The organism is Chthoniobacterales bacterium, from assembly GCA_018883245.1.
Taxonomy (GTDB): Bacteria; Verrucomicrobiota; Verrucomicrobiia; order Chthoniobacterales; family JACTMZ01; genus JACTMZ01.
In genome coordinates this window covers 64,825-85,402 of sequence record VEQL01000007.1, presented here as the reverse complement: position 1 = coordinate 85,402, position 20,578 = coordinate 64,825, and the positions used below count along the sequence as shown (strand labels likewise).

The 20,578-nt window shown below is 62.3% G+C and carries 24 protein-coding genes; 9 read left to right on the top strand and 15 right to left on the bottom strand.

Translation table 11 applies throughout. From position 1 onward, the window contains the following. Position 1: 1 nt before the first annotated feature. Genes FGM15_04310 through FGM15_04300 form a run of 3 tightly spaced genes read right to left on the bottom strand, consistent with a single transcriptional unit; the run spans position 2 to position 1,789 of the window. Positions 2-490 (bottom strand): hypothetical protein, encoded by a 489-nt coding sequence (locus tag FGM15_04310; protein MBU3665088.1) that lies wholly within the window; start codon positions 488-490, stop codon positions 2-4. Between the two features lie 12 nt (positions 491-502). Next, positions 503-1,057 carry a ribosome recycling factor gene (locus FGM15_04305; protein MBU3665087.1) on the bottom strand — a complete coding sequence of 185 codons (555 nt, stop codon included), beginning with the start codon at positions 1,055-1,057 and terminating at the stop codon, positions 503-505. A 6-nt stretch (positions 1,058-1,063) separates the two neighbouring features. Beyond that, complete coding sequence (locus FGM15_04300) at positions 1,064-1,789, bottom strand: UMP kinase (GenBank protein MBU3665086.1); 726 nt, start codon at positions 1,787-1,789, stop codon at positions 1,064-1,066. An 84-nt stretch (positions 1,790-1,873) separates the two neighbouring features. Between FGM15_04300 and FGM15_04295 the strand changes: the two genes are divergently transcribed. Both FGM15_04295 and xseA read left to right on the top strand, forming a co-directional pair. Next, on the top strand, positions 1,874-2,497 hold the full coding sequence (locus FGM15_04295) for a hypothetical protein (protein ID MBU3665085.1): 624 nt from the start codon (positions 1,874-1,876) through the stop codon (positions 2,495-2,497). Continuing rightward, positions 2,494-3,903: an exodeoxyribonuclease VII large subunit gene (gene xseA, locus FGM15_04290; GenBank protein ID MBU3665084.1), complete on the top strand. Its 1,410-nt coding sequence runs from the start codon at positions 2,494-2,496 to the stop codon at positions 3,901-3,903. The genes FGM15_04295 and xseA overlap by 4 nt, the downstream gene beginning before the upstream one ends. Positions 3,904-3,906: 3 nt before the next feature. Here the strand turns inward: xseA and FGM15_04285 are convergent, their stop codons facing one another. Then, positions 3,907-4,581 carry a leucyl/phenylalanyl-tRNA--protein transferase gene (locus tag FGM15_04285; protein ID MBU3665083.1) on the bottom strand — a complete coding sequence of 225 codons (675 nt, stop codon included), beginning with the start codon at positions 4,579-4,581 and terminating at the stop codon, positions 3,907-3,909. Positions 4,582-4,690: 109 nt separating this feature from the next. Here FGM15_04285 and cysI point away from each other — a divergent pair, with 109 nt between their 5' ends. Next, positions 4,691-6,403 (top strand): assimilatory sulfite reductase (NADPH) hemoprotein subunit, encoded by a 1,713-nt coding sequence (gene cysI, locus FGM15_04280; GenBank protein MBU3665082.1) that lies wholly within the window; start codon positions 4,691-4,693, stop codon positions 6,401-6,403. A gap of 181 nt (positions 6,404-6,584) precedes the next feature. On the opposite strand, the gene FGM15_04275 is transcribed toward cysI, so the two are convergent. After that, a complete protein-coding gene (locus tag FGM15_04275; protein ID MBU3665081.1) occupies positions 6,585-7,601 on the bottom strand; it encodes an AraC family transcriptional regulator in 1,017 nt (338 codons plus the stop codon). Here FGM15_04275 and FGM15_04270 point away from each other — a divergent pair. From FGM15_04270 to FGM15_04260, 3 genes are read left to right on the top strand one after another with little or no spacing between them, the layout of a single operon-like run. Next, a complete protein-coding gene (locus FGM15_04270) occupies positions 7,600-8,028 on the top strand; it encodes a hypothetical protein (GenBank protein MBU3665080.1) in 429 nt (142 codons plus the stop codon). The two genes, FGM15_04275 and FGM15_04270, sit on opposite strands and share 2 nt — an antisense overlap. 32 nt (positions 8,029-8,060) lie before the next feature. Then, on the top strand, positions 8,061-8,903 hold the full coding sequence (locus FGM15_04265) for a sugar phosphate isomerase/epimerase (protein MBU3665079.1): 843 nt from the start codon (positions 8,061-8,063) through the stop codon (positions 8,901-8,903). 43 nt (positions 8,904-8,946) lie between these two features. After that, the gene (locus FGM15_04260; GenBank protein ID MBU3665078.1) at positions 8,947-10,257 is read left to right on the top strand and encodes a Gfo/Idh/MocA family oxidoreductase; all 1,311 of its coding nucleotides are present in this window, start codon (positions 8,947-8,949) and stop codon (positions 10,255-10,257) included. Between the two features lie 255 nt (positions 10,258-10,512). Here FGM15_04260 and FGM15_04255 read toward each other — a convergent pair whose 3' ends face one another. Genes FGM15_04255 through FGM15_04240 form a run of 4 tightly spaced genes read right to left on the bottom strand, consistent with a single transcriptional unit; the run spans position 10,513 to position 12,961 of the window. After that, entirely contained in the window at positions 10,513-11,004 is a 492-nt protein-coding gene (locus tag FGM15_04255) for a hypothetical protein (GenBank protein MBU3665077.1), read from the bottom strand. 23 nt (positions 11,005-11,027) lie between these two features. Continuing rightward, on the bottom strand, positions 11,028-11,342 hold the full coding sequence (tusE, locus tag FGM15_04250) for a TusE/DsrC/DsvC family sulfur relay protein (GenBank protein ID MBU3665076.1): 315 nt from the start codon (positions 11,340-11,342) through the stop codon (positions 11,028-11,030). Positions 11,343-11,384: 42 nt separating this feature from the next. After that, positions 11,385-12,632: an NAD(P)/FAD-dependent oxidoreductase gene (locus tag FGM15_04245; GenBank protein MBU3665075.1), complete on the bottom strand. Its 1,248-nt coding sequence runs from the start codon at positions 12,630-12,632 to the stop codon at positions 11,385-11,387. After that, complete coding sequence (locus FGM15_04240) at positions 12,629-12,961, bottom strand: helix-turn-helix transcriptional regulator (protein ID MBU3665074.1); 333 nt, start codon at positions 12,959-12,961, stop codon at positions 12,629-12,631. Before FGM15_04240 ends, FGM15_04245 begins: the two co-directional genes overlap by 4 nt. A 108-nt stretch (positions 12,962-13,069) precedes the next feature. Here FGM15_04240 and FGM15_04235 point away from each other — a divergent pair, with 108 nt between their 5' ends. Further along, positions 13,070-13,330, top strand: coding sequence for a hypothetical protein (locus FGM15_04235; protein ID MBU3665073.1), 261 nt, complete (start codon positions 13,070-13,072; stop codon positions 13,328-13,330). Between the two features lie 74 nt (positions 13,331-13,404). Here FGM15_04235 and FGM15_04230 read toward each other — a convergent pair whose 3' ends face one another. Continuing rightward, positions 13,405-14,604: a 4-hydroxy-3-methylbut-2-enyl diphosphate reductase gene (locus FGM15_04230; GenBank protein ID MBU3665072.1), complete on the bottom strand. Its 1,200-nt coding sequence runs from the start codon at positions 14,602-14,604 to the stop codon at positions 13,405-13,407. 98 nt (positions 14,605-14,702) lie between these two features. On the opposite strand from FGM15_04230, the gene FGM15_04225 reads away from it, so the two are divergent. After that, positions 14,703-15,224: a hypothetical protein gene (locus FGM15_04225; GenBank protein MBU3665071.1), complete on the top strand. Its 522-nt coding sequence runs from the start codon at positions 14,703-14,705 to the stop codon at positions 15,222-15,224. A gap of 58 nt (positions 15,225-15,282) precedes the next feature. Beyond that, the gene (locus tag FGM15_04220; GenBank protein ID MBU3665070.1) at positions 15,283-16,242 is read left to right on the top strand and encodes an acetyl-CoA carboxylase carboxyltransferase subunit alpha; all 960 of its coding nucleotides are present in this window, start codon (positions 15,283-15,285) and stop codon (positions 16,240-16,242) included. 3 nt (positions 16,243-16,245) lie between these two features. Here the strand turns inward: FGM15_04220 and FGM15_04215 are convergent, their stop codons facing one another. Genes FGM15_04215 through fabF form a run of 5 tightly spaced genes read right to left on the bottom strand, consistent with a single transcriptional unit; the run spans position 16,246 to position 20,433 of the window. Next, positions 16,246-17,304 (bottom strand): serine protease, encoded by a 1,059-nt coding sequence (locus FGM15_04215; protein ID MBU3665069.1) that lies wholly within the window; start codon positions 17,302-17,304, stop codon positions 16,246-16,248. After that, positions 17,282-17,704 (bottom strand): hypothetical protein, encoded by a 423-nt coding sequence (locus tag FGM15_04210; protein MBU3665068.1) that lies wholly within the window; start codon positions 17,702-17,704, stop codon positions 17,282-17,284. Before FGM15_04210 ends, FGM15_04215 begins: the two co-directional genes overlap by 23 nt. Before the next feature lie 3 nt (positions 17,705-17,707). Beyond that, complete coding sequence (locus FGM15_04205) at positions 17,708-18,304, bottom strand: sigma-70 family RNA polymerase sigma factor (protein ID MBU3665067.1); 597 nt, start codon at positions 18,302-18,304, stop codon at positions 17,708-17,710. A 53-nt stretch (positions 18,305-18,357) separates the two neighbouring features. Next, a complete protein-coding gene (locus tag FGM15_04200) occupies positions 18,358-19,170 on the bottom strand; it encodes a purine-nucleoside phosphorylase (GenBank protein ID MBU3665066.1) in 813 nt (270 codons plus the stop codon). Between the two features lie 21 nt (positions 19,171-19,191). Continuing rightward, positions 19,192-20,433, bottom strand: coding sequence for a beta-ketoacyl-ACP synthase II (gene fabF, locus FGM15_04195; GenBank protein MBU3665065.1), 1,242 nt, complete (start codon positions 20,431-20,433; stop codon positions 19,192-19,194). Positions 20,434-20,578 lie beyond the last annotated feature (145 nt).

Sequence of the window (20,578 nt, the reverse complement as noted above, 5' to 3'; positions counted from 1 at the left end):
CTTATTCCGCGCGGCGGTTGTCGCGCTGGACGACGTAGGAATTGTTGATGATATCGAGGATCCTCTGGCCCGGTATCACGCGGTCGGAGATTTCGTCGAGGTTGCCGTCTTTGCCTATGAGAAACGCGGCGAAGTCGCCCTGCACGTCGTAGGAGGAAGCGACCGCGGCGGGATTCGCCGCGAGGACGAACGGGATGTTCGACCGTATCAAGCCCGGTTCCTGCGTGAATGCCACGGCGAGCACGGCCTTGTCGTTGCCGAGCAGCTGGAAAACTTTCTGCAGCTGCCCGACTTGTGCGCGAAACTTCCGCTGACGCGGTGATTGCGCAACGACCAGGACCACCGGTTGCCCGCGCAGCGAGCGGAGGCCGGCGGGGTTGCCTCCGGATTTGAGCCACTTGAAGTCCGGAGCACCGCGGACGACCTCCGCGGACGAAGATGCAATCGGCAGGAGGGCGAGCGCAAGAATGAGGACGATGAGATTACGCATAAAAGGTCCGCGTCAGACGCGCATGATGTCGGTTTCTTTGGACGCGACCTGCGCATCCACGTCGGCGACGTATTTGTCTGTGAGTTTCTGGATATGCTCTTCGGCGCTCTTGAGTTCGTCCTCGGTCAAGCTGCCTTCTTTCTGCTGCTTTTTGGCCGAGTCCATGGCATGGCGGCGGGCCGCCCGGATGCGGACGCGCGTCTCCTCGGCCATCGACTTGACCGTCTTGACCAAATCTTTGCGGCGTTCCTCGCTGAGTTCGGGGATGGGAAGACGGATGAGCTTGCCGTCCACCGAAGGTGTGATGCCGACCTTCGACTCGTTGATCGCCTTCTCGATCGGCTTGAGGTTGGAGGCATCGAAAGGCTGGATGACAATGAGGCGCGGCTCGGGTGTGCTGATGAGCGCGAGTTGTTTGAGCTTCATCACCGACCCGTAGGCATCGACATCGATGCCCTCGACCAGCGCAGGCGAGGCCTTCCCGGTCCGCACGCTGGCGAATTCGTGCTTCATGAAATCCAGGGCTTTTTCCATGCCCTCCTCGGCGTTGAAAAGAATTTCGTCCATAAAGTGTCAGTCGTTGGAGACAAGCGTACCCACCGGCTCACCCATGGCGGCGCGGCGTATGTTGCCGTGCGGCGCCATGTCGAAAACAACGATGGGGATTTTGTTGTCCATGCAGAGGCTGAACGCGGTCGAGTCCATCACCTGCAACCGGCGCTGCAGGGCTTCCGCGTAGGTGATCCTGTCGAATTTCTTCGCCTCCGGGTGCTTCACGGGGTCGGCATCGTAAACGCCGTCGACTTTGGTCGCCTTGAGGATCGCGTTCGCACCGATCTCGTTCGCGCGCAGCGCGGCGGTGGTGTCCGTGGAGAAAAACGGATTGCCGGTGCCGGCCACGAAAATCACGACGTGACCGCGCTCGAGGTGGCGGAGAGCACGGCGGAGAATGAATGGCTCGGCCACGTTGTTCATCTCGATGGCCGTCTGCACCCTCGTGGTCACCCCGAGGTCTTCCAGCCCGCTCATCAGGGCCATGCCGTTGATGACCGTGGCGAGCATGCCCATGTAGTCGGCGGTGGTGCGGTTCATTCCGCGATGCGCAGCCGCTTGGCCGCGCCAGATATTCCCTCCGCCGACGACCACGGCGACTTGGACACCGAGGTCTAGGACCTCTTTGATCTCCTGCGCCATGCGATTGACGATTTGGGGCGAGATGTTGTCCTTGCTACCCGGATCGCGAAGCGCCTCCCCGCTGAGTTTGAGCACGATGCGGCGGAATTTCGGACTGTCGGACATGGCGTGAAAATACCCGAGCCCCAAGCCGGCCAGAAGCGAAAAAAGGATCCTCTGCGGCGGGATTTGGCCTAACCTGCAATCGTGATGAAGAAAGGCGCGGTCCAACTGCCCGAAACAATGCCGGTCATGGCGCTGAGCGGCGTGACCCTTTTCCCGGACGCGCTGCTGCCCCTCCGGATTTTCGAACCGCGCTACCGGCAAATGCTTTCCACGGTGCTTGCGGGCGACCGCATCTTCGCCGTCGGCATGGTGCGACCCGATACCGGCCGGGAGACGATTTTTCCCATCGCCGGCGCGGGTCTGGTGCGCGCCTGCGTGGAGCAGCCGGACGGCACAAGCCAACTCATCCTGCAGGGTCTCGGGCGCGTGCGCTTCGATTCTTTCGAACAGACCGAACCCTACTTGGTGGGACGGGCGGGCGCCTTCGAGACGGTCGTCGACGACGAGGAGGCCTGCCGCGCGCTGCAGCGCGAGCTGCAGGAAATTTGCACCGGTCTTGTTTCGCGCGGCATCGAGCTGCCGGAGGCATTCGTCGGTGCGGCGGGCGAATTGGAGGATCCGGCAGTGCTCGGCGATCTCTTCGCACAACATCTCGTGCGCGACCCTTTGTCTGCCCAGCGGATTCTTTCGGAACCCAAGCTCTCGGCGCGCCTGCGCGATCTGGTATCGACGCTGCGCGAAGAGTGGCAGCAGTTTCCCCCGGCATGAAACGCGTCCCGCGGCGGCCTCCTTTTTCGCAGGCGGAGTTGCATTTCGCGGATGCGGACGACGGTGCCGGCGAAAGCGGAAAGCCGTGGACGGTCAGCCGTCTCAACCGCGAGGTCCGCACCTGTCTCGAGGGCAAGATGGGCACGGTCTGGGTCGAGGGGGAAATTTCCAATCTGCGCCTCCAGCCATCCGGCCACCGGTATTTCAGCCTGAAGGACGCGACCGCTCAGGTCTCGTGCGTGATGTTCCGCGGATCCACATCGGCCGCGCCGGATCTGCGAGACGGCATGCACGTCGAGGCGACCGGTGACGTGACGCTTTATGAGGCGCGCGGGCAATACCAGATCGTGGTGCGTCGCATGCAGGCGCGAGGTGCGGGTGAACTTGAAGCGCGATTGCGCGCACTGCAGGAGAAATTGCGGGCCGAGGGACTGTTCGAGCAGTCACGCAAGAAGGCTCTCCCTCCCCACCCGGTGCGCGTCGGCGTGGTGACATCACCCGCCGGGGCCGCCATCCGCGACTTTCTGCACGTGCTGCGCCGCCGCGCTCCGCACATCGAGGTCTTCATCGCACCCGTGCGCGTGCAGGGTGCAGGCGCCGCCCGGGAAATTGCCGGGGCTATCGGCGGCTTCGGAGACACCGCACACAGCGGCTTTCCCGACGTTGACGTGATTGTCGTGACCCGAGGGGGCGGCAGTCTGGAGGACCTGTGGGAATTCAACGAGGAGTGCGTGGCCAGGGCCATCGCCGCCAGCAGCATCCCGGTGATCTCCGCGGTGGGCCACGAGACCGACGTGACCACTTCCGACCTTGCGGCGGACGTGCGTGCGCCCACGCCGAGCGCCGCGGCGGAAATTCTCAGCGCGGATCGGACCGCGACACTCGAGCGGCTGGCGCTTCTCCTGCGGCGACTCGGACGCGAGGCAGCCGCGCATTTGGTTTCGGCACGCTCACGCCTGGCGAATCGCACCGTTTCGGGCGTCTTCCAACTGCCGGCGCGCCGCATCGCGGATCTTTCGCAAACGACAGATGATCTCCGCGATCGCGCCGAGCTTGCCGTTTCGTCGCGGATGCTGCTCCTGCGTGAAGCATGGCAGCGGGCCCGCGCCGTCCTCCGTGCGCGTTCTCCCTCGGCGCAGGTGAGCGCGACGCGATCGCGGCTTTCCGAACTGCAGAGCCGTCAGATCCGTGCAGCGGCCTCAGGCCTTTCACGCCGATCCGGCGAGCACGCGCGCCACGTGCATGCCCTCGGCATTCTCGGGCCGCGCCAGACGCTCGCCCGCGGATTCACCATCACCATGGATGCCAGGCACCAGCCGCTGGTATCCGCGGCCGAGGCAGCCCGCGAAACAGAGATCGTCACTCTTTTCGCCGACGGCGAAATCAAATCGACTCCGCAAAAATAGCGTTCACCGGGCGAACCCCGCGATCGGCCTGGGCCGGTCGCGCGACAAACCCGGCACGACGACGGGACCGCGGGCCGGAAAAAGGCAATCCCACTGCATGGCATCGCGGAGGCGCTTGATGTAAGCGGCCCTGCTGATTTCCCGTGCACCGAAACTTTCCAGATGCCCCGTCACCCACTGGATATCGAGAAGGCCGAAGCCGCCGGAACGCAGGAGATCGACCAGCGCGAGCAGCGCGACCTTCGACGCCTCACTTATGCGCGAAAACATCGACTCGCCGAAGAAAGCGCCGCCGATCTGGACCCCGTAAAGGCCGCCGCAGAGCCGTCCGCCGGCCCACACTTCGATGCTGTGCGCCGCGCGCCCCGCGTGCAGATCAGAATAAACACGCGCGATGGACGGGTCGATCCAAGTCTCCCGCCGGTCGGCGCAGCCCGCGACAACTTCGTCGAAGGCGGTGTTCACTGTGACGTCGAAATCCAGACGCGGTAAAACGCGGCGGAAGCCCCGGGGCAGATGAAACGCGTCGAGCGGCAGCACGCCGCGCGGATCGGGGGAAAACCAGCGCAACCGGCCGTCCCCGCAGGCCATGGGAAAGAATCCGTCACGGTAAGCGCGAAGGACCGACACCGCGGTCAACCGCTCCGGCAAAAAGGACTGCGATACCAGGTCCGGCATGGGGAATAACCATTGCCCCAAAGCGGACTCGCGCGCAACAAGCACATTCCGCGATTGCCGAGGGACGCGCCGCCGCGTAAGCAGGAGGGTCAACCAAGCACCATCCGCCATGCCTGACAAATCCGATCCCAAGCCGCTGTCGAAAGTGGAAGAAATCAAAGCCGCCAGCCACTACCTGCGGGGAACCCTGACTGCGAGCCTTGAAGACCGCTCGACCGGCGCGATCTCGGACAACGACACAAACCTCAGCAAATTCCACGGCATCTACCAGCAGGACCACCGCGATCAGCGCAGCGAACGCAAGAAGGCCGGACTGGAGAAAGCATTCATATTCATGATCCGCATCCGCGTCCCCGGGGGAGTCTGCACACCGGAGCAATGGCTCAAAATCGACGCTTTGGCCGACAAATACGGCAGCCACACCCTCAAGCTGACCACGCGGCAGGCCTTCCAGCTGCATTTCATCACGAAGGACGTCCTCAAGACGACCATGCAGGGGATCAACGCCGCGCTGATGGACACCATCGCGGCCTGCGGCGATGTGAACCGCAACGTGATGTGCAATCCCAACCCCTGGCAGTCGGAACTACACGCGCCCGTGCTCGATGATGCCCGCGCAGTGAGCACCCACCTGACCCCGCGCACCCGCGCCTACCACGAGATCTGGCTCGACGGCGAAAAAGTCTCGGGGGACGAAGAGGAAGAGCCCATCTACGGCAAAACTTATCTCCCGCGGAAATTCAAGATCGGCTTCGCCATCCCGCCGAGCAACGATGTCGATGTCTACACGCAGGATCTCGGGTTCATCGCCATCGGGGAGAACGGGAAGCTCGCCGGCTACAACGTCACCGTCGGCGGCGGACTCGGCATGTCGCACGGGGACGCCAAAACTTATCCGCGCCTGGCGAACCTCATCGGCTTTTGCACCCGCGAGCAGGTCGTGGACGTGGCCGAAAAAGTTGTCATGGTGCAGCGCGATTTCGGCGACCGCACGAACCGCAAACACGCGCGGCTGAAATACACCATCGAAGACCGCGGTGTTGAATGGTTCCGCGACGAGCTGGAAAAACGCCTCGGCTACAAGCTCGGCGAGTCCCGCCCGTTCAAGTTCGATGACTCCGGCGACCGCTACGGGTGGACACGGGGAACCGACGGCCGCTGGCACTACACGCTTTTTGTGCAGAATGGACGCCTGCGCGACACGGATGAACTCAAGACCAAGACCGGACTCCGCGAGATCGCCAAGATCCACACCGGCGACTTCCGCCTCACGGCGAACCAGAACGTCATCATCGGCGGCGTGACCGACGAGGCCAAGCCGCGCATCGAGGCGCTGCTCGCTGAATACAAACTCGACCACCCCGAACGTCTCACCGGACTGCGGCTCAACTCCATGGCTTGCGTCGCCCTGCCGACGTGCGGTCTCGCCCTCGCCGAGAGCGAGAGGTATCTGCCCGACCTCGTCACCCAACTCGATGCCGTCATCGAAGAATGCGGACTTCGCCACGATGCCATCGTCGTGCGTATGACCGGATGTCCGAACGGGTGCGCGCGTCCGTATCTCGGCGAGATCGGCTTCGTCGGTCGCGCCCCGGGCAAATACAACATTTACCTCGGTGCGGCCTTCGACGGATCTCGACTCAACAAACTTTACAAGCCCTCCGTTCAGGCCGACCAGATCGTCGCGGAGCTTGCCCCGATCATCCGCCGCTACGCGAAAGAGCGCGAGGATGGCGAACGCTTCGGCAATTTCACCATCCGCGCCGGCTACGTCCGCCCGAGCACCGAAGGCCGACTCTTCCACGAAGAAATCATGGCCTGAGAACCATCGAATGCTTCACCGCAGGCGGAAACACAACTCTTGCCGCGAAAGGACCAAATTTCACCGCAGGAGCCGCGACGATGAGCGCGAGCAGGACTGAATAGTCCGTAGGATTCGGGTGTTTTGGTCAGTTTTTCTTGGGGCCTGATCAAGTTCTCGAAAGCGTGAAATAGCGCCCACGTCACCGAATGCCCGGTTGCACCGGGCGACTGCGAGCCTCGCCCGGGCTGCACCCGAAACGCTTCCGGAAGGCGCTCGCGAAATACTGGCTGGAATGGAAGCCGCAGCGGAAGGCGATCTCCGTGATGCGGATGGCGGGTTCTGCCCGGAGCATGGCGGCCGCTGCATCGAGGCGGCAACGGATGAGATACTCGACAGGCGGGCAGTTGACGATCTTCCGGCAGCAACTGGCAAAATGCGTGCGTCCAATCCCGCACGCTGCGGCCATCGTGTCGAGCGACCACGGCTCGTCGAGCCGGCGCGGCAGGTTGGCGAGAAACCAACGCACCGTCCGCTCGCTGCCGGGCACGGATGTGTCGAGTCGCGGGTTGCGCGATTCCAGCAGGCCGGCCAGCAGCAGGAGCAGTTCGCTGATGACCACCTTGAGCATCGCCCGGTTGGCCCCGCCGGCCCCCAGCGCGACGGCTGCATCGAGTTTCCGGAAACAAGCCGCGATGCTTTGGTTCGCACGCCAGACCGGACGCTCGTTGTGGCTGAGCTGCGCGGTGAGGCTCCGCCGGACTTTTTCCGGAGCGAGCAGCCACTTGGGCCAGCGCCATACCTGGTTTGGTCGGCGCACGCCCACGTCGAGGATGATCCATGAATAATGACTCGCTGGCACCATGGGCTGGCCCACACGGTGGCGCTGCCAAGGCCGGGTGATCGTGAGATGGCCCGGACCGACCTCGAAAGCTCCATCGTCCGTGGCGAACGGGATACGTCCCGCGTAAAGGTAGCCGATCTCGATGCCTTCGTTGCAATGCCAATCAAGACCCCACGATTGATCTGTCGCTGCGTTCCAAGACCCCACACTCAGCAGCTCCTTGAAATCATGCCGCGGCAGCCGGCCGCCCGGATAGGCGCCTTGTCCGAGCGCATGCAGGCGCAGGTCGCCGCAAGCCGCGGCGTTCTTCAGCGGCTCACATGTGTCGGCATGAAATAATTCGCGCTCGGTGCGGAAGGTGCGGCGCTTTTTCATGGCGCAAGGATGTGCAATATTTACCACTGGCCAACTTTGCAAGCATAGCGGCTCCAATTGGACGATATTCTTCCCTACGGTGAAACTGCTCCTGATTGGTCTCGCGCTGGCTCAGCTGGTAAGTCCCCTGCTCGCGGCTGGGGAATCCAGCGAAGCGGCAGCGCCTGCCGGTTTCTCGTGGTCACGCACGGACACCAGCCTCGCCCTTCGCCACAACGACAGGAGCGTCTGGCGGCTGGTGTTCGACCCCGCCAAGCCGAAGTCTTGGTTCCACCCCGTCTACACGGTGGACGGCGAGGTGCTGACTGCCTTCGAACCCGCCGATCACCCTTGGCATCGCGGCCTGTGGTGGTCGTGGAAGTTGATCAACGGTATCAACTATTGGGAAGAGGACTGGCGCGCCTTCGCCACGCCGCAAAGCCTTTGACCCGACATCCGACACCAGAACCATTCCAACCCATGAAAATCGGCTGCTTCGCCCTGATCCAACCTTTCTCGCCGATGCGGCGCCAGTTCGAACTGATCCGCCAACTCGGCTTCGACCATGCCGACCTGACCGACAACCACGACGGCGCCACGCTCGGCACCGAATACGGTTTTTCCGCGTCGTTCAGCTTGGACTCCCACCCGTCGACCATTCTCGATATGGTCAACGAGTTCGGCCTCACCCTCACCAGCGTCTGCGCGCACGCCAACCTTTTGGATCCCACCTCGCCAGACCGCTACGGCACGACTGAGATCATCAAGGCGCTCAAACTCGCCCATTTCCTCGGCGTGAAACAGGTCATCACCACCGAGGGCGACCCGAAGACGGACTTCGGCCACCGCCTGAGCGACGAGCAGCGACTGTTCTGCATCCGTGAAAAGCTCCACGAACCGGTGCGCTGGGCGGATTCTTTCGGAATTGAGCTTTTGTTGGAACCTCACGGCATCCTCACCGACACGGTCGATGGCATGAGCCGCATCCTCGACGCCCTCGGCCACGAGGGCACCGTCGGCATCAACCTGGACACCGGCAACTCGTGGTTGGGCGGAGGCGACCCAATCGAGTTCGTCAAAACCTTCGGATCGCGCATCAAACACGTCCACTGGAAGGACATGCCCGAGGAATGGCTGCCGGAACGCGGCACCCGCTTCGGCTGCGGCATGGGACTCATTCCGCTGGGCGACGGCCTGGTCGGCATCGAGGCCATCGTCAAGGAGTTGCTCGCCGCGGGCTTCGACGGCCCCACCACGCTTGAGGTCGCCGGCGAGGAGGCCGTCAAGGTTTCCGCAGAACGCCTGCGCCGGTGGGCCGCATGATACACCATCGCTTGACCCTCAACTTTCAACGCCCAAACCCGGAATGACAACCCGCCGCCGTTTTCTGCAAAACTCCGCCGCCGCACTCACCTATTTTTTGATGATGCCATCACGCCGCGCCGTGGGCGAAGACATACTGGGGCGCAACATCATCCGCCTGGGCCATATCGGCGTGGGCGGCCGAGGCAGCGGCCTGCTGCAAAATTTCCTGTCGGTTCCCGGGGCGCGCTCCGTGGCCATTGCCGACCCTTTCCGCCAGCGGCGTGAGGCCGCGGGACAGACAGTGATGCAAATTCAAGGCCACACGCCCAAGCTACACAACGACTTCCGCGAACTCCTCGCCGATCCCGACATCGACGCCGTCATCATCGCCACACCCGACCACTGGCATGTGCCCATCGGCCTCGAAGCGGTGCGCGCCGGCAAGGACGTCTACGTCGAGAAGCCGCTTGGCCACTCGCTGGCCCAGAACAAGGCAATGCTCGACGCATGCGTGAAGCACGACCGCATTTTCCAGTATGGCACCCAACAGCGCAGCCAGGAAATCATCCGCCGCGGTATCGAACTTGTCCTCAACGGTTACATTGGCGATATCGAGCACATCGACATCTGGGCTTACGAAGGGATAGGCGGTGGATCACTCGAGGAAATCCCCATCCCGGACGGGCTGGACTATGAACTCTACATCGGCCCCGCCCCGATGAGACCCTGCACCGAGGACCGCATCAAGAGTCCGGCCTCGTGGTTCTGCGCCGATTACGCGCTCGGCTTCATCGCCGGCTGGGGAGCGCATCCGCTGGACATCTCGCTCTGGGGGCTGGACTACGACCAGCAGGGGCCGTTCAAGATCCGCGGCACCGGCACTGTCGCCACACCGGACGCACTCTTCAACACCATCACCACGTGGGACGTCCGGATGGAGTTCGCCGGCGGCATCAAGACCCGCTTCATGAGCGATAACATCGCCAAGCCGGTGGTGGAGGCCTACCGGAAGGACTGGTGCCGCAACGGCACCACTTTCTTCGGCACAAAGGGCTGGGTGAGCCTGAGCCGCGAGGGATACGCCGCGAGCAACCCGGAATGGTTCCGGGTCAAGCATGGCCCGGATGCCAAACGCGTGCCTTATGACAACGACTACTACCGCGCTTTCGTCGATGCCGTCCGCCAGCACACGCCGTCGATCGGACCGATCGGCGATGCCGTGCGCTCGGACGCGTTGAGCCATCTCTCCGCGCTCGCCATCCAGTCCGGAGCGGAGGTCGTATGGGATCCGAAATCTTATCGCATCATCTCGCCGGAACCCCTCAACGAACGCACCAGCAACCCGGTGCGCGGGAACTGGGCGCAGGTGTGAACGGCACTCTTGCGTTGCCTGTAACGCGCACGGTTACACCATCTATGTTGGGGATTTGCCATTTCCATTCTACGGACTTGGTCCGACCAATGCGAATGACCTTGCATTCAAGGAAGGGGATCGGATCAAGGACACTTATACCGTCACGGCGCACGATTTGTGACGGTCTGCTTTGGCCACTCCCGAAAAGAGCAGCCCCGATTCTGACGATCGTGGCTCCTTGCCCAATGGCGGGGATGCCCGCCAGCAGATTATTCAGGTGAATATAATTTGTCCGCCGGCGGAGAGTTCGTAGAACTCGCCGACGGTGAGAACTTTTTCCACCTGCGGGCAGAAGTCCTCGGGCTTGAGATGGAACATATCCACCGTTGCCTTGCAGGCGTAGATCTTCCCGCCGGCGTCGTGAATCATCTCGATGAATTCCGGCACGGGCGGGATATCGAGCGCCTCCATTTCTTTGTTCATCATCCACGTGGCAAAGGCGGACATACCCGGCAGCGCACCGAGGATGGTGGGGAGCGGGAAGCCCTTGGCATCGGGGACGCGCATGGCGGGATTGCCGACCGTGGCGATCTTGATGCCGCCCATGTATTTTTTCAGGATACCGTAAAGACCGAAAAAGGTGAAAAAGAGATTCGCCTCGATGCCTTCCATGCGGGCGCCGTTGCCCATGATGAGCCCGGGATAAATCCCGTCCAGCGACCCCTTCGAGACGATGATGGAAACTTTTTTTATTTTGTCAGACATGGTTTATCGGATTGTTGGATTTTTTACACGCAGCTTGCGGGTTTGGGATAGCCGCTGATTTTGGCGGCCTTTTTGATCGGGCCGTCGGGAAAGAGAGAGTAAAGATCCTTGGTCGCGATGTTGCCGATCTTGTTCATTCGGCGCATTCCGGGAACGGCGCCGCGCTCCTTGAAGTCCTTGTCGATGAAATCGAGGATCTTCCAATGCGAGTCCGTGAGCGTGATGCCCTCCTCCGCGGCGAGCGCGGCGGCGACATCCTTGTTCCATTGGGCGTGATTCACGAGGTAGCCCTCGTCGTCGGTGTCCACGGGTGTTCCCGCGAATATTTTTGTAGGCATATACTGTGCGGTGTTTGTTGAGATTGCGATCGGCGGAAAAGGTTACGCGGCTTTGGACGGAAGATTTTTCCCGGCCATGGACATCTTATGGCCGACAAACGGTATCGGCAGTCCCGGAAGCAGCACATTCCAGTAAATCCATTTAAAGGCCATTTTGCCGAGGTGATTCAATCGTGACTCGGACAGCAGTTTCATCGGCCCGACGACGGGAAACGGGAAAGTTCCGGTGAGCGGCTCCTGGTCGTAATTGAAATCGAGAAGGAAACCTTTGCCGTGGCCCGACTCGATGAAGCAATTGGCGTGCCCGTCGAAATGCGCGGTGAGTTCCTCGCCGCGGATGTGGCCAAGAATGTTTTCCGTGAGAACTTCGCATTCGAAATGCGCCACCGATCCGGCTTTCGACGTGGGCACATCGGTGGCATCCCCGATCACGAAGATGTTCTTGTGCGCCTTGGACTGCAGCGTGTGTTTGTCCGTGGGGACGAAATTCATTTCATCGCCGAGTCCCGAACGCTCAATCATCGGGTCACCCATGTTCGGCGGAACAGTGACGAGAAGGTCGTAAGTCACTTCCTTTTCATCCCACGACACCATTCTGTGATCTTCCGGATCCACTCGCGCGATGGCGAAGTCGTGGACCACCGAGATCCGCTTCTCGCCGAGCAAGCGGCCGAGGATTCCGGACGCCACCGGCTTGGTGAACGCGCCGGACAGCGGCGTGACATAGCTGATGTCTGTTTTGTCGCGCAACCCGTGCTGCGTCAGCCATGCATCGGCGAGAAAGCAGAACTCGAGCGGTGCCACCGGGCACTTGATCGGCATCTCGCAGACGTGAACGACAAGGCGTCCGCCCTTCCAAGACTTCAACCGCGCGGCAAGAGCTTTCGCACCCTCGAAAGTGTAAAATTCATGGATGTTCTTGCGCCAGTCGGGGCCGGCCATCCCCTCCACCTGTTCCGGTTCCGGATGCACACCCGTTGCGACGATGAGAATGTCATAACCTGCCGCATTGCCGTTTTTGAGCAGCACGCGGTTCGCATCCGCATCGACGCGATCGACCTCGGCTTCGGTGTATTCCACCCCCTTGGGAATCACGCGACCCATGGGGCGGTAAACATCTTTCTCCGAGTAAATGCCGAACGGCATGAAAAGAAACCCGGGCTGATAGTAGTGGTCAAGGGCGCGGTCGATGATCCGGATGTTCCACTCGTTCCCCGGAAGTTTTTTGCGCAGATGGCTGGCCATCATTGTCCCGCCGGTTCCGGCGCCCAAGATGAGGAGTGTTTTCATTTTTCGGATGCCAGGAATTCGCGACGCAGAAAACGGATCATTTTCCGGACACGTTCATCGGCGAGAAAGTATATGATGTTGCGCTGCTCGCGGCGGTGTCCGACCACCCCGGCCATGCGCAGGATTTTCAGCTGCTGCGAGGTGTTCGACAGATTGCCGTGGCCGACCACCCCGGCGATGTCCCGCACGCAGAAGTCGCCGCGGGCGAGGAGGCAGATAATCCGGAAACGCACCTTGCCCGAAACGAGATGAAGCAAGTCGAGCACCTTGCCGCACACCGCCTCGTTGCGCCCCAACTCGAGCTTCATGGCATGGCACTGACGATTCATTGATTGCTAAACTATTGAATCTTTTCCGATTGTCAAGCAGCGGCCCTGGCCGCGCTGCTCGTCGGCTTCGAAGGAAAGCGTTCGGACGAGTCGGGCAACACAGCGGCGGTGGATATCTCAGTCGTCAAACGGGACGGCGTGTGGCGCGCGCTCTCGCTCCGCGTGACGCGCGGCAACTTAACCGACGAAACGCCGCCGGATACGGCACCACCGGACGCGACACCGTTGGATGCGGCCTGGCAAAATTTCCAAGCAAACGGCGAAGGCAAAATATCGGTCGAATTGCGCAACAAGCAGCCGGGGAAGATCTCCGTGCGCCTCACGCGGGAGGGACAGTCATCCGATTACGTTCCGGTGGAAAAAGAATAATCCGGCGACACGGCCATGGTGGTGGACCGCACCGACCACAATCCGATGGAGCAAGCGATCCGCTCCTTGGCAAGTCAGACCGGCTCGGGCTTCAAGCCGCGCAATTCCAGCAACCGCCGGAGCACATCCTCGATGAGATTGCTCGGGCATGAAGCGCCCGCGGTGATTCCGACGGTGACGGGGCCGGACGGCAGCCAGTTGTCCGCGGAAACCTCCTCGCGGCTATGCGTGTCGAAGTGGCGGATACGCGCTGCCGACTCCAGGCACGATGCGTTGACTATGAAATAGGTCGGGGCTTTTTCCTTCCCCATATCTGCGAGGTGCGTCGTGTTGGAGCTGTTGTAACCGCCGACCACGAGCATGAGGTCCGGCGGATCGGCCAGCAGCTCGACGAGTGCATCCTGTCTCTCCTGCGTGGCCCCGCAGATCGTGTCGAAGACGCGGAAATTTTCCTCCGCACCGTCGCGCGCCTTCACCGCCTCGCGGATGCGCCGCTGCACTTCCTCGGTCTCGGTGCGGAGCATGGTCGTCTGGTTGGCAACCCCGACTCGGCGCAGATGAAGGTCGGGGTCGAATCCTTCCGAAACGGCCGCACCGCGGAATTTTTCCAGGAAAGCCTCACGGTCTCCGCGACCGCGGATGTAATCGCAGACCATGTCGGTCTCGGCGAGATCGTAAACGACAAGAAAATGGCCGGCCCCGCCCGCGCTTCGCGCCCGCGAACTGGTGGCGCGCGTTTCCTCGTGCTCGGCTTTGCCGTGGATGACGGAAGTCACGCCGTCATTGGCGTATTGACGGACACGTTTCCACACGCTCATCACGTCGCCGCAGGTGGTATCGACGATGCGGCATCCCCGCGCCTTGATGCGCTCCTGCACGGCAACCTCGGCACCGAAGGCCGGAATAATGACCACATCCTCGGCGCCCAGCCCGTCGATTTCCGACGGTTTGTTCCGCACGTCGAGGGTCCGGATACCCATGGAAGCGAGCTGCGCGTTGACATCCGGATTGTGGATGATTTCGCCGACGAGAAACACGTTGCGGTCGGCGAAAACTTTGCGCGCGGCGTAGGCGAGGTCGATGGCCCGTTCGACGCCGTAACAAAATCCGAACTGTTTGGCCAGACGCACGGTGACATCTCCGAAACGCCGCACCCCGCCGGACACCCGCAGTTCTTCCACCAGCGGGCTGTGGTAGTGCGATTCGACGGCGGCCTGAACGGCTTCCATCACCTCAGGGGTGCGTAGATTGACACGTTCGTGCGCGGTGGCCATGGCATGCCAATGTAGCGCGCGGGCGCGGGGACGTCCAAGGTCGAAGCGCCGGTTTCTTGCATCCGGCCGGCGGCGCATTATCTTCTGACGTTCCTATCATGGACCGCGAAAGCTTTCTCTACGCCTTGGAGAACACCAAGACCCACGTCGAACCGTCGGGCCTCATCGAGACCTTCGGTTCGACGGTGTTCGACTTCGTGCTGGTGAGCGAGTTGATGGACGAGGTCAACCGCGTGCGCCTGCGCCGCGGGACCCTGCAGGCGCAGCGTCCGCGCATCGTCGCCCCGCACCACTTCGCCAAGATCATGCTCGACGGTTTCGGCGAGAAGGCGCGGGAATTCGCCGACTGGCTCGAGGATCAGGGTGAGCACCTCAAATTCCTGCGCTACGGGTTCCAATTCACCAAGAGCAACATGCAGGAGGAGGTTGTCAGCGGGGGGCTCGACCGGGTGATTGACCGCGCGGTGCGCGAGGCCCGGGAAGACGGAGCGGTGCGGCGCGCGGTAATCGAAAGCGTCGATGACGCATGGGAGGTTTCGCTTTTGAAGCTCGCGGTGGACACAGCCCAGCGCTCCGCCGGGGAAAACGTCGAGGAGTGGAAAAAGCGGGGATTGATCTGAGCACGACGCGCATTTTTGTGCTGTCTGCCGGCCCCGTCCGCGCCAGAATAACCGTCCCATGAAAGTCCAACCGCTGGATTTCGAAAAACCGATCGCCGAACTGGAGGAGCGACTGGAGGAGCTGCGGGAAAAAGCCGTCGGCACCGACCTCGGCGTTGATCCCGAGGTGCGCAAGATCGAGGAAAAGATCGGTGCGCTGAAGAAGGAAATCTACAGCAACCTGTCCGCTTGGCAGCGCGTCCAGATCGCGCGTCACACGGCCCGCCCCTTCGCCCTCGACTACCTGGCCCTTTGCTTCAGCGATTTCACCGAGCTGCACGGCGACCGCCTGTTCGGCGACGACGCCTCGATGCCCTGCGGACTGGCCAAAATCGACGGCCGTCCCGTCGCCGTGGTTTCGAACCAGAAAGGTCGCGACACCAAGGAAAATCTCATGCGCAACTTCGGCAGCGCGCACCCCGAGGGTTACAGGAAGGCCCTGCGTGTCATGCGCATGGCCGAGAAGTTCGGGCTGCCGATCATCGCGCTGGTGGATACACCCGGCGCTTTTCCCGGGATCGGGGCCGAGGAGCGCCACATCGCCGAGTCCATCGCGGTGAACCTGCGCGAAATGATGCTGCTCAAGACTCCGGTGATCGCGGTCATCATCGGCGAAGGCGGTTCGGGCGGCGCGCTGGGCATCGGCGTGGCCGACCGCGTGCTCATCATGGAAAACGCTTATTACTCGGTGATCAGCCCGGAAGGATGCGCCGCCATTCTTTGGAAGCACCGCAGCCACGCGCCCGAAGCAGCCGAGGCGCTGAAACTAACGGCCGTCCACCTCAAGGAACTCGGCGTGGTGGACGGCATTGTTACGGAACCCCAGGGCGGAGCGCACCACGATCACAAGGCGGCTGCCGCCATGCTGCGCGCGGCCATCGTGAAAAATCTCGATGAGCTTGCGGCGGAACCCGTGTCAAAGTTGCTCGACCAGCGCTACGAGAAATTCCGCCGTATCGGCGTTTTCAGCGAGAGCTGAAGATCACGGAGTGGCCGGAGGGGCCGGTGCGATGAGGCTGCCCGGGCCCAGAGCCTGAAGCTCGCTCTTTCGCTCGAGCGGATGTTCGCCGGGCGTGAGAGGAATGGTGAGAATTTCGTCGCCGCGGGCCACGCGCACATCGACCGGCTCGCCAGCCGTGAGGAAAAAGGAGGCGTCGAGCGTGTCCTCCGGCTCGCGGATTTCGATGGCGCCGACCTGCAATATCACATCGCCGGTGCGGAATCCCTGCGCCGCGGGACCCGACTGGTCCACGACATCGATGGCCATGCGCGAACCGCGGATGGCTACCGGCATTTCCTCCACCGTCACCCCTGCCCATCCGTGCCGCACGTCGCCGAATCGTTCGTAGTCGTTGCGTGCCTTCTCCGCCGCACGCATCGGTAGAACATAGCACCCGTCGTCATCCTCGAACCCGCTGACCAGAATGCCGACCGCCTCGCCGTCGAGGTTGAGCACCGGACTCCCGCCCTGCCCGCGTTGCACCGGGATGTTCGCGCGGATGTGGGTGGTGGTAAAAAATTTCCCGTTGGACTGGCGGTCGAAGCCGCCGATCACGCCGAAGCTGGGCGCGGCATCGTGGTCGAAGGGAAATCCCACCACCACGAGCGGTGAAGCAACCTTGAGGGCCCGGCAGTTGCCGACGGGCAAGAATGGCGTGGCGCCGCTGTCGTCGATTTTGATCAGTGCCAGACCGCTGCGGGGGTCCTTGGTCAGCAAGCGCGCGGGCAGGCGTTTGTCCCCGCGGGTGACAGTGATGCTGATTCCATCGCCCACCACCGAAGAGAGCGTGTAGATCAGGCCCGTGGCGTCGGCGAAAAATCCCGTGCCGGCCACTTTGCCGAGTTCGTCGTTGGACTCGACGCGCACCACCGCCGGCGCGCTCTGCTCGAAGACGCGGGCCACCGTGGTCTCGATGGCGTCGGCCATCGCATCCTCATCGAGCGCGGCGGGCGGCGCGGCATTTTCCGCTCGCAAGCCGGGCGAAACGACAAAGGCGCCGCCGAGCGCGGCGCAGAGACTAAAAACTGTAAGGCGACTCATAGCTCACCGGCCGTGCCTCGAGAACATAGTGCGGCGGAAAATCGGAACGAGAGGAGGCGGGCAAGCGGATGTCGCCGCTGCCGGACGGGAGCACGTTGACCGTGGGACGCGGGTTGTTGAGGGCCAGCGATGTGCCGGCCGGAGCTTCCCCGTTCTGCGTGACAAGAATGGCGGTGGACAAAACGACCGCAGCCGCGGCGACCGCCGCATAAGCCAGACGCGGAACATGAAACTCGGGGAAGGCATTGACGATCCTTTCCCACACAAGACTCCATGCCGGCTGACGGAGAAGATCGGCACGCTGGCGCTCGTGAAATTGATCGAGGAAGCGCTCGAAGTAATCGGGCGAGGGATGCTCGTAGCGTTTCAGGCGGAGAAGCCTGTGGATGTCAGGGTTCATAATTCAAGAGGCCAGGAATTCCTGCAGGTAGTTTTGCAGTTGGCGGTGCGCGTAAAAAAGACGGGAGCGGACGGTGCCTTCGGAGATCCCGAGGATTTTTCCGATCTCGGCGTGGGGCATGCCTTGAATGTCGAACATTGTGACCACAGCTCTGTGTTCATTCGACAGCTTCATCATGGCGTCGTTCAATCTTTGCTGCAGCTCTTTGAGATTCACTTCTCGTCTTGCATCCGGTCCGGAGGTCATTTCGATGAAGTCGGCATCGTTTTGGATGCCGTTGTCCACGTCATCCAAGCTCATTTGGTAGCTGCGGGACCGCTTTTTCAGAAAATTGATCGTCATATTCGTGGCGATCGTGTGGAGCCAGGTATAGAAACTGGATTTGCCGCGGAACCCTTTGATCGAGCGGTAGGCTTTGGAGAAGATGTCCTGCAGCAAGTCGTTGGTGTCCTCGTGGTTCGAGGTCATGTTGTAAACCAAGCCGTAAAGCCGCGGACTGTATTTGCGGACGAGGTGATCGAAAGCGCGAGGGTCGCCGGCTTGGGTGCGGGCGACCAGATCCTCGTCTTTGATTTCCTGCTCTTCGACGACCTCGGCCATGGGGAAACGAGACACTACCAGACCCGCAGGTGCGGGGGGAAGCGGCGAGAATCTCAGCGGCCCACGAGGCCCCGGGCCAGCGCCGCTTCAAGCAACTGCCGGAGGACGGGTGCCGCACGCCGCCCCGCTTCCATCACTTCGTCGTGCGCCAGCGGTGCGGCCGCAACGCCAGCCGCCCAGTTGGTCAGACAGGAAAAGGCCGCCACCTTGAGTCCGAACGCGCGGGCTTGGATTGCCTCGAACGCCGTGGACATCCCCACGGCGTCAGCCCCGAGGGTGCGGAGCATTCGCACCTCGGCCGGCGTCTCATATTGGGGCCCTGGCACGCACGCATAGACGCCCTCGTGCAAAACGATGCCCTGCCCGCGCGCGAGGCCGGCGAACAACCCGCGCAGATCGCGCGAGTAAACTTCCGACATGTCGAAAAAGTTCGGTCCGCCAACAAGCGGCGATGCGGCGGTGAGATTGATGTGGTCGGAGAACATCATCCATCCGCCCGGAGGAAATGCAGGGTTCAGGGTTCCGGCGGCATTGGTCAGCAGAAGCACTTCCGGCCCGAGCGAGGCCATGAGACGGACGTGGGACGCGACCTCACGCGGCGAATGGCCTTCGTAATAATGCACACGCCCCATGGCGAGGAGCACGGGGACGCCGCAGATTTCCGCGCCGACGAATTTTCCTGTATGGCCCGGGACAGCGGATACTGGCAACCCGGGAATGTCCGTGTAAGCGACCTCGAAGAGCCGGTTGCAGCGATCGGCAAAACCGCCCAGTCCCGAGCCGAGAACAAGCGCGACCCGCGGACGGAAATCCGCAATCTCGCGCGGGATGCGGGGAAATTCGGGCGGCGGCGGATTTTGCTTCATCTCGCCACTTTGCGCGGCCGCTCAGACGGCTTTGATGAGGACCGAGGAATTGTGCCCGCCGAAACCGAACGAGTTGCTCAGTGCGACAGTCACCTTGTGCTCGCGCGCCTTGTTCGGCACATAGTCGAGGTCGCACTCGGGGTCGGGATTGTCGAGATTGATCGTGGGCGGCACGATGCCATCGCGCATGGCCATGACGCAGGCGGCCATCTCCACCGCGCCGGCCGCGCCGAGGAGGTGGCCGGTCATGGACTTGGTCGAACTCACCAGAACCTTGGAGGCATGGGCACCGAAAGCGTGTTTCACGGCCTTGGTCTCGCAGATGTCACCGATGGGAGTCGAGGTGCCGTGAGCATTGATGTAATCGACGTCGCCCGGGTTGATCTTGGCGTGATCCATGGCCATGCGCATGCAGCGGGCGGCTCCCTCACCCTCCGGCATCGGGGCGCTCATGTGGTAGGCATCGGCAGTGAGCCCGTATCCTGCGATCTCGCAGTAAATTTTCGCCCCGCGCCTTTTCGCATGCTCGTATTCCTCGAGGATGAGGACGCCCGCGCCTTCGCCCATGACGAAACCGTCGCGGTCCTTGTCGAAAGGGCGCGACGCTTTTTCCGGCGCGTCGTTGCGCAGGCTCAGGGCGCGCATGGCCGAGAAGCCGGCGATGCCGACCTGCACGATGCAGGCCTCGCTTCCACCGGCGAGCATCACGTCGGCATCCCCGAATTTGATGATGCGCCAAGCCTCGCCCATGCAGTGGTTGGCCGTGGCGCAGGCGGTGACGATCGCCATGTTCGGTCCACGAAGACCGTGCTCCATGGAAATGAAGCCGCTCGCCATGTTGCTGATCATCATCGGGATCATGAAAGGCGAGGTGCGATCGGGGCCGCGCTCGAGCGTTTTGGCGATCTGCTCTTCCATCGTGGCCAAGCCGCCCACCCCGCTGCCGATCATCACGCCGGCGCGGTCCAGATCGGTGGCCGAAAGATCGATGCCGGAATCGTCCAAGCTCATTTTGGCCGCGCCCACGGCGAGTTGCGTGTAGCGGTCCGTGCGGCGCACATCTTTGGGCGTCTTGTAATATTTCACCGCGTCGAAGCCGCGCACTTCGCCGGCGATCTTGCAATCCACCCTCGCGGCGTCGAACAAGGTGATGGGACCTATGCCGCTGCGTCCGGCTTTGAGGCTTTCCCAGAAAGTCGGCAAGTCGTTTCCAATCGGACTGACGACTCCGATACCCGTGATGACAACGCGGCGCTCGTTCATAAGCAAAGCGGTTATTGCTACGCCACGGCACGGCGCTTTGGCGAGGCCAAACGGCCGGGATTTTGAGCGGGCGAGACCCGTGCGATCGACGCGCCCTAAAGATCATTGGCGCGGCCGGAGGGCTCGTTCCAAGCGCCGCAGCTCG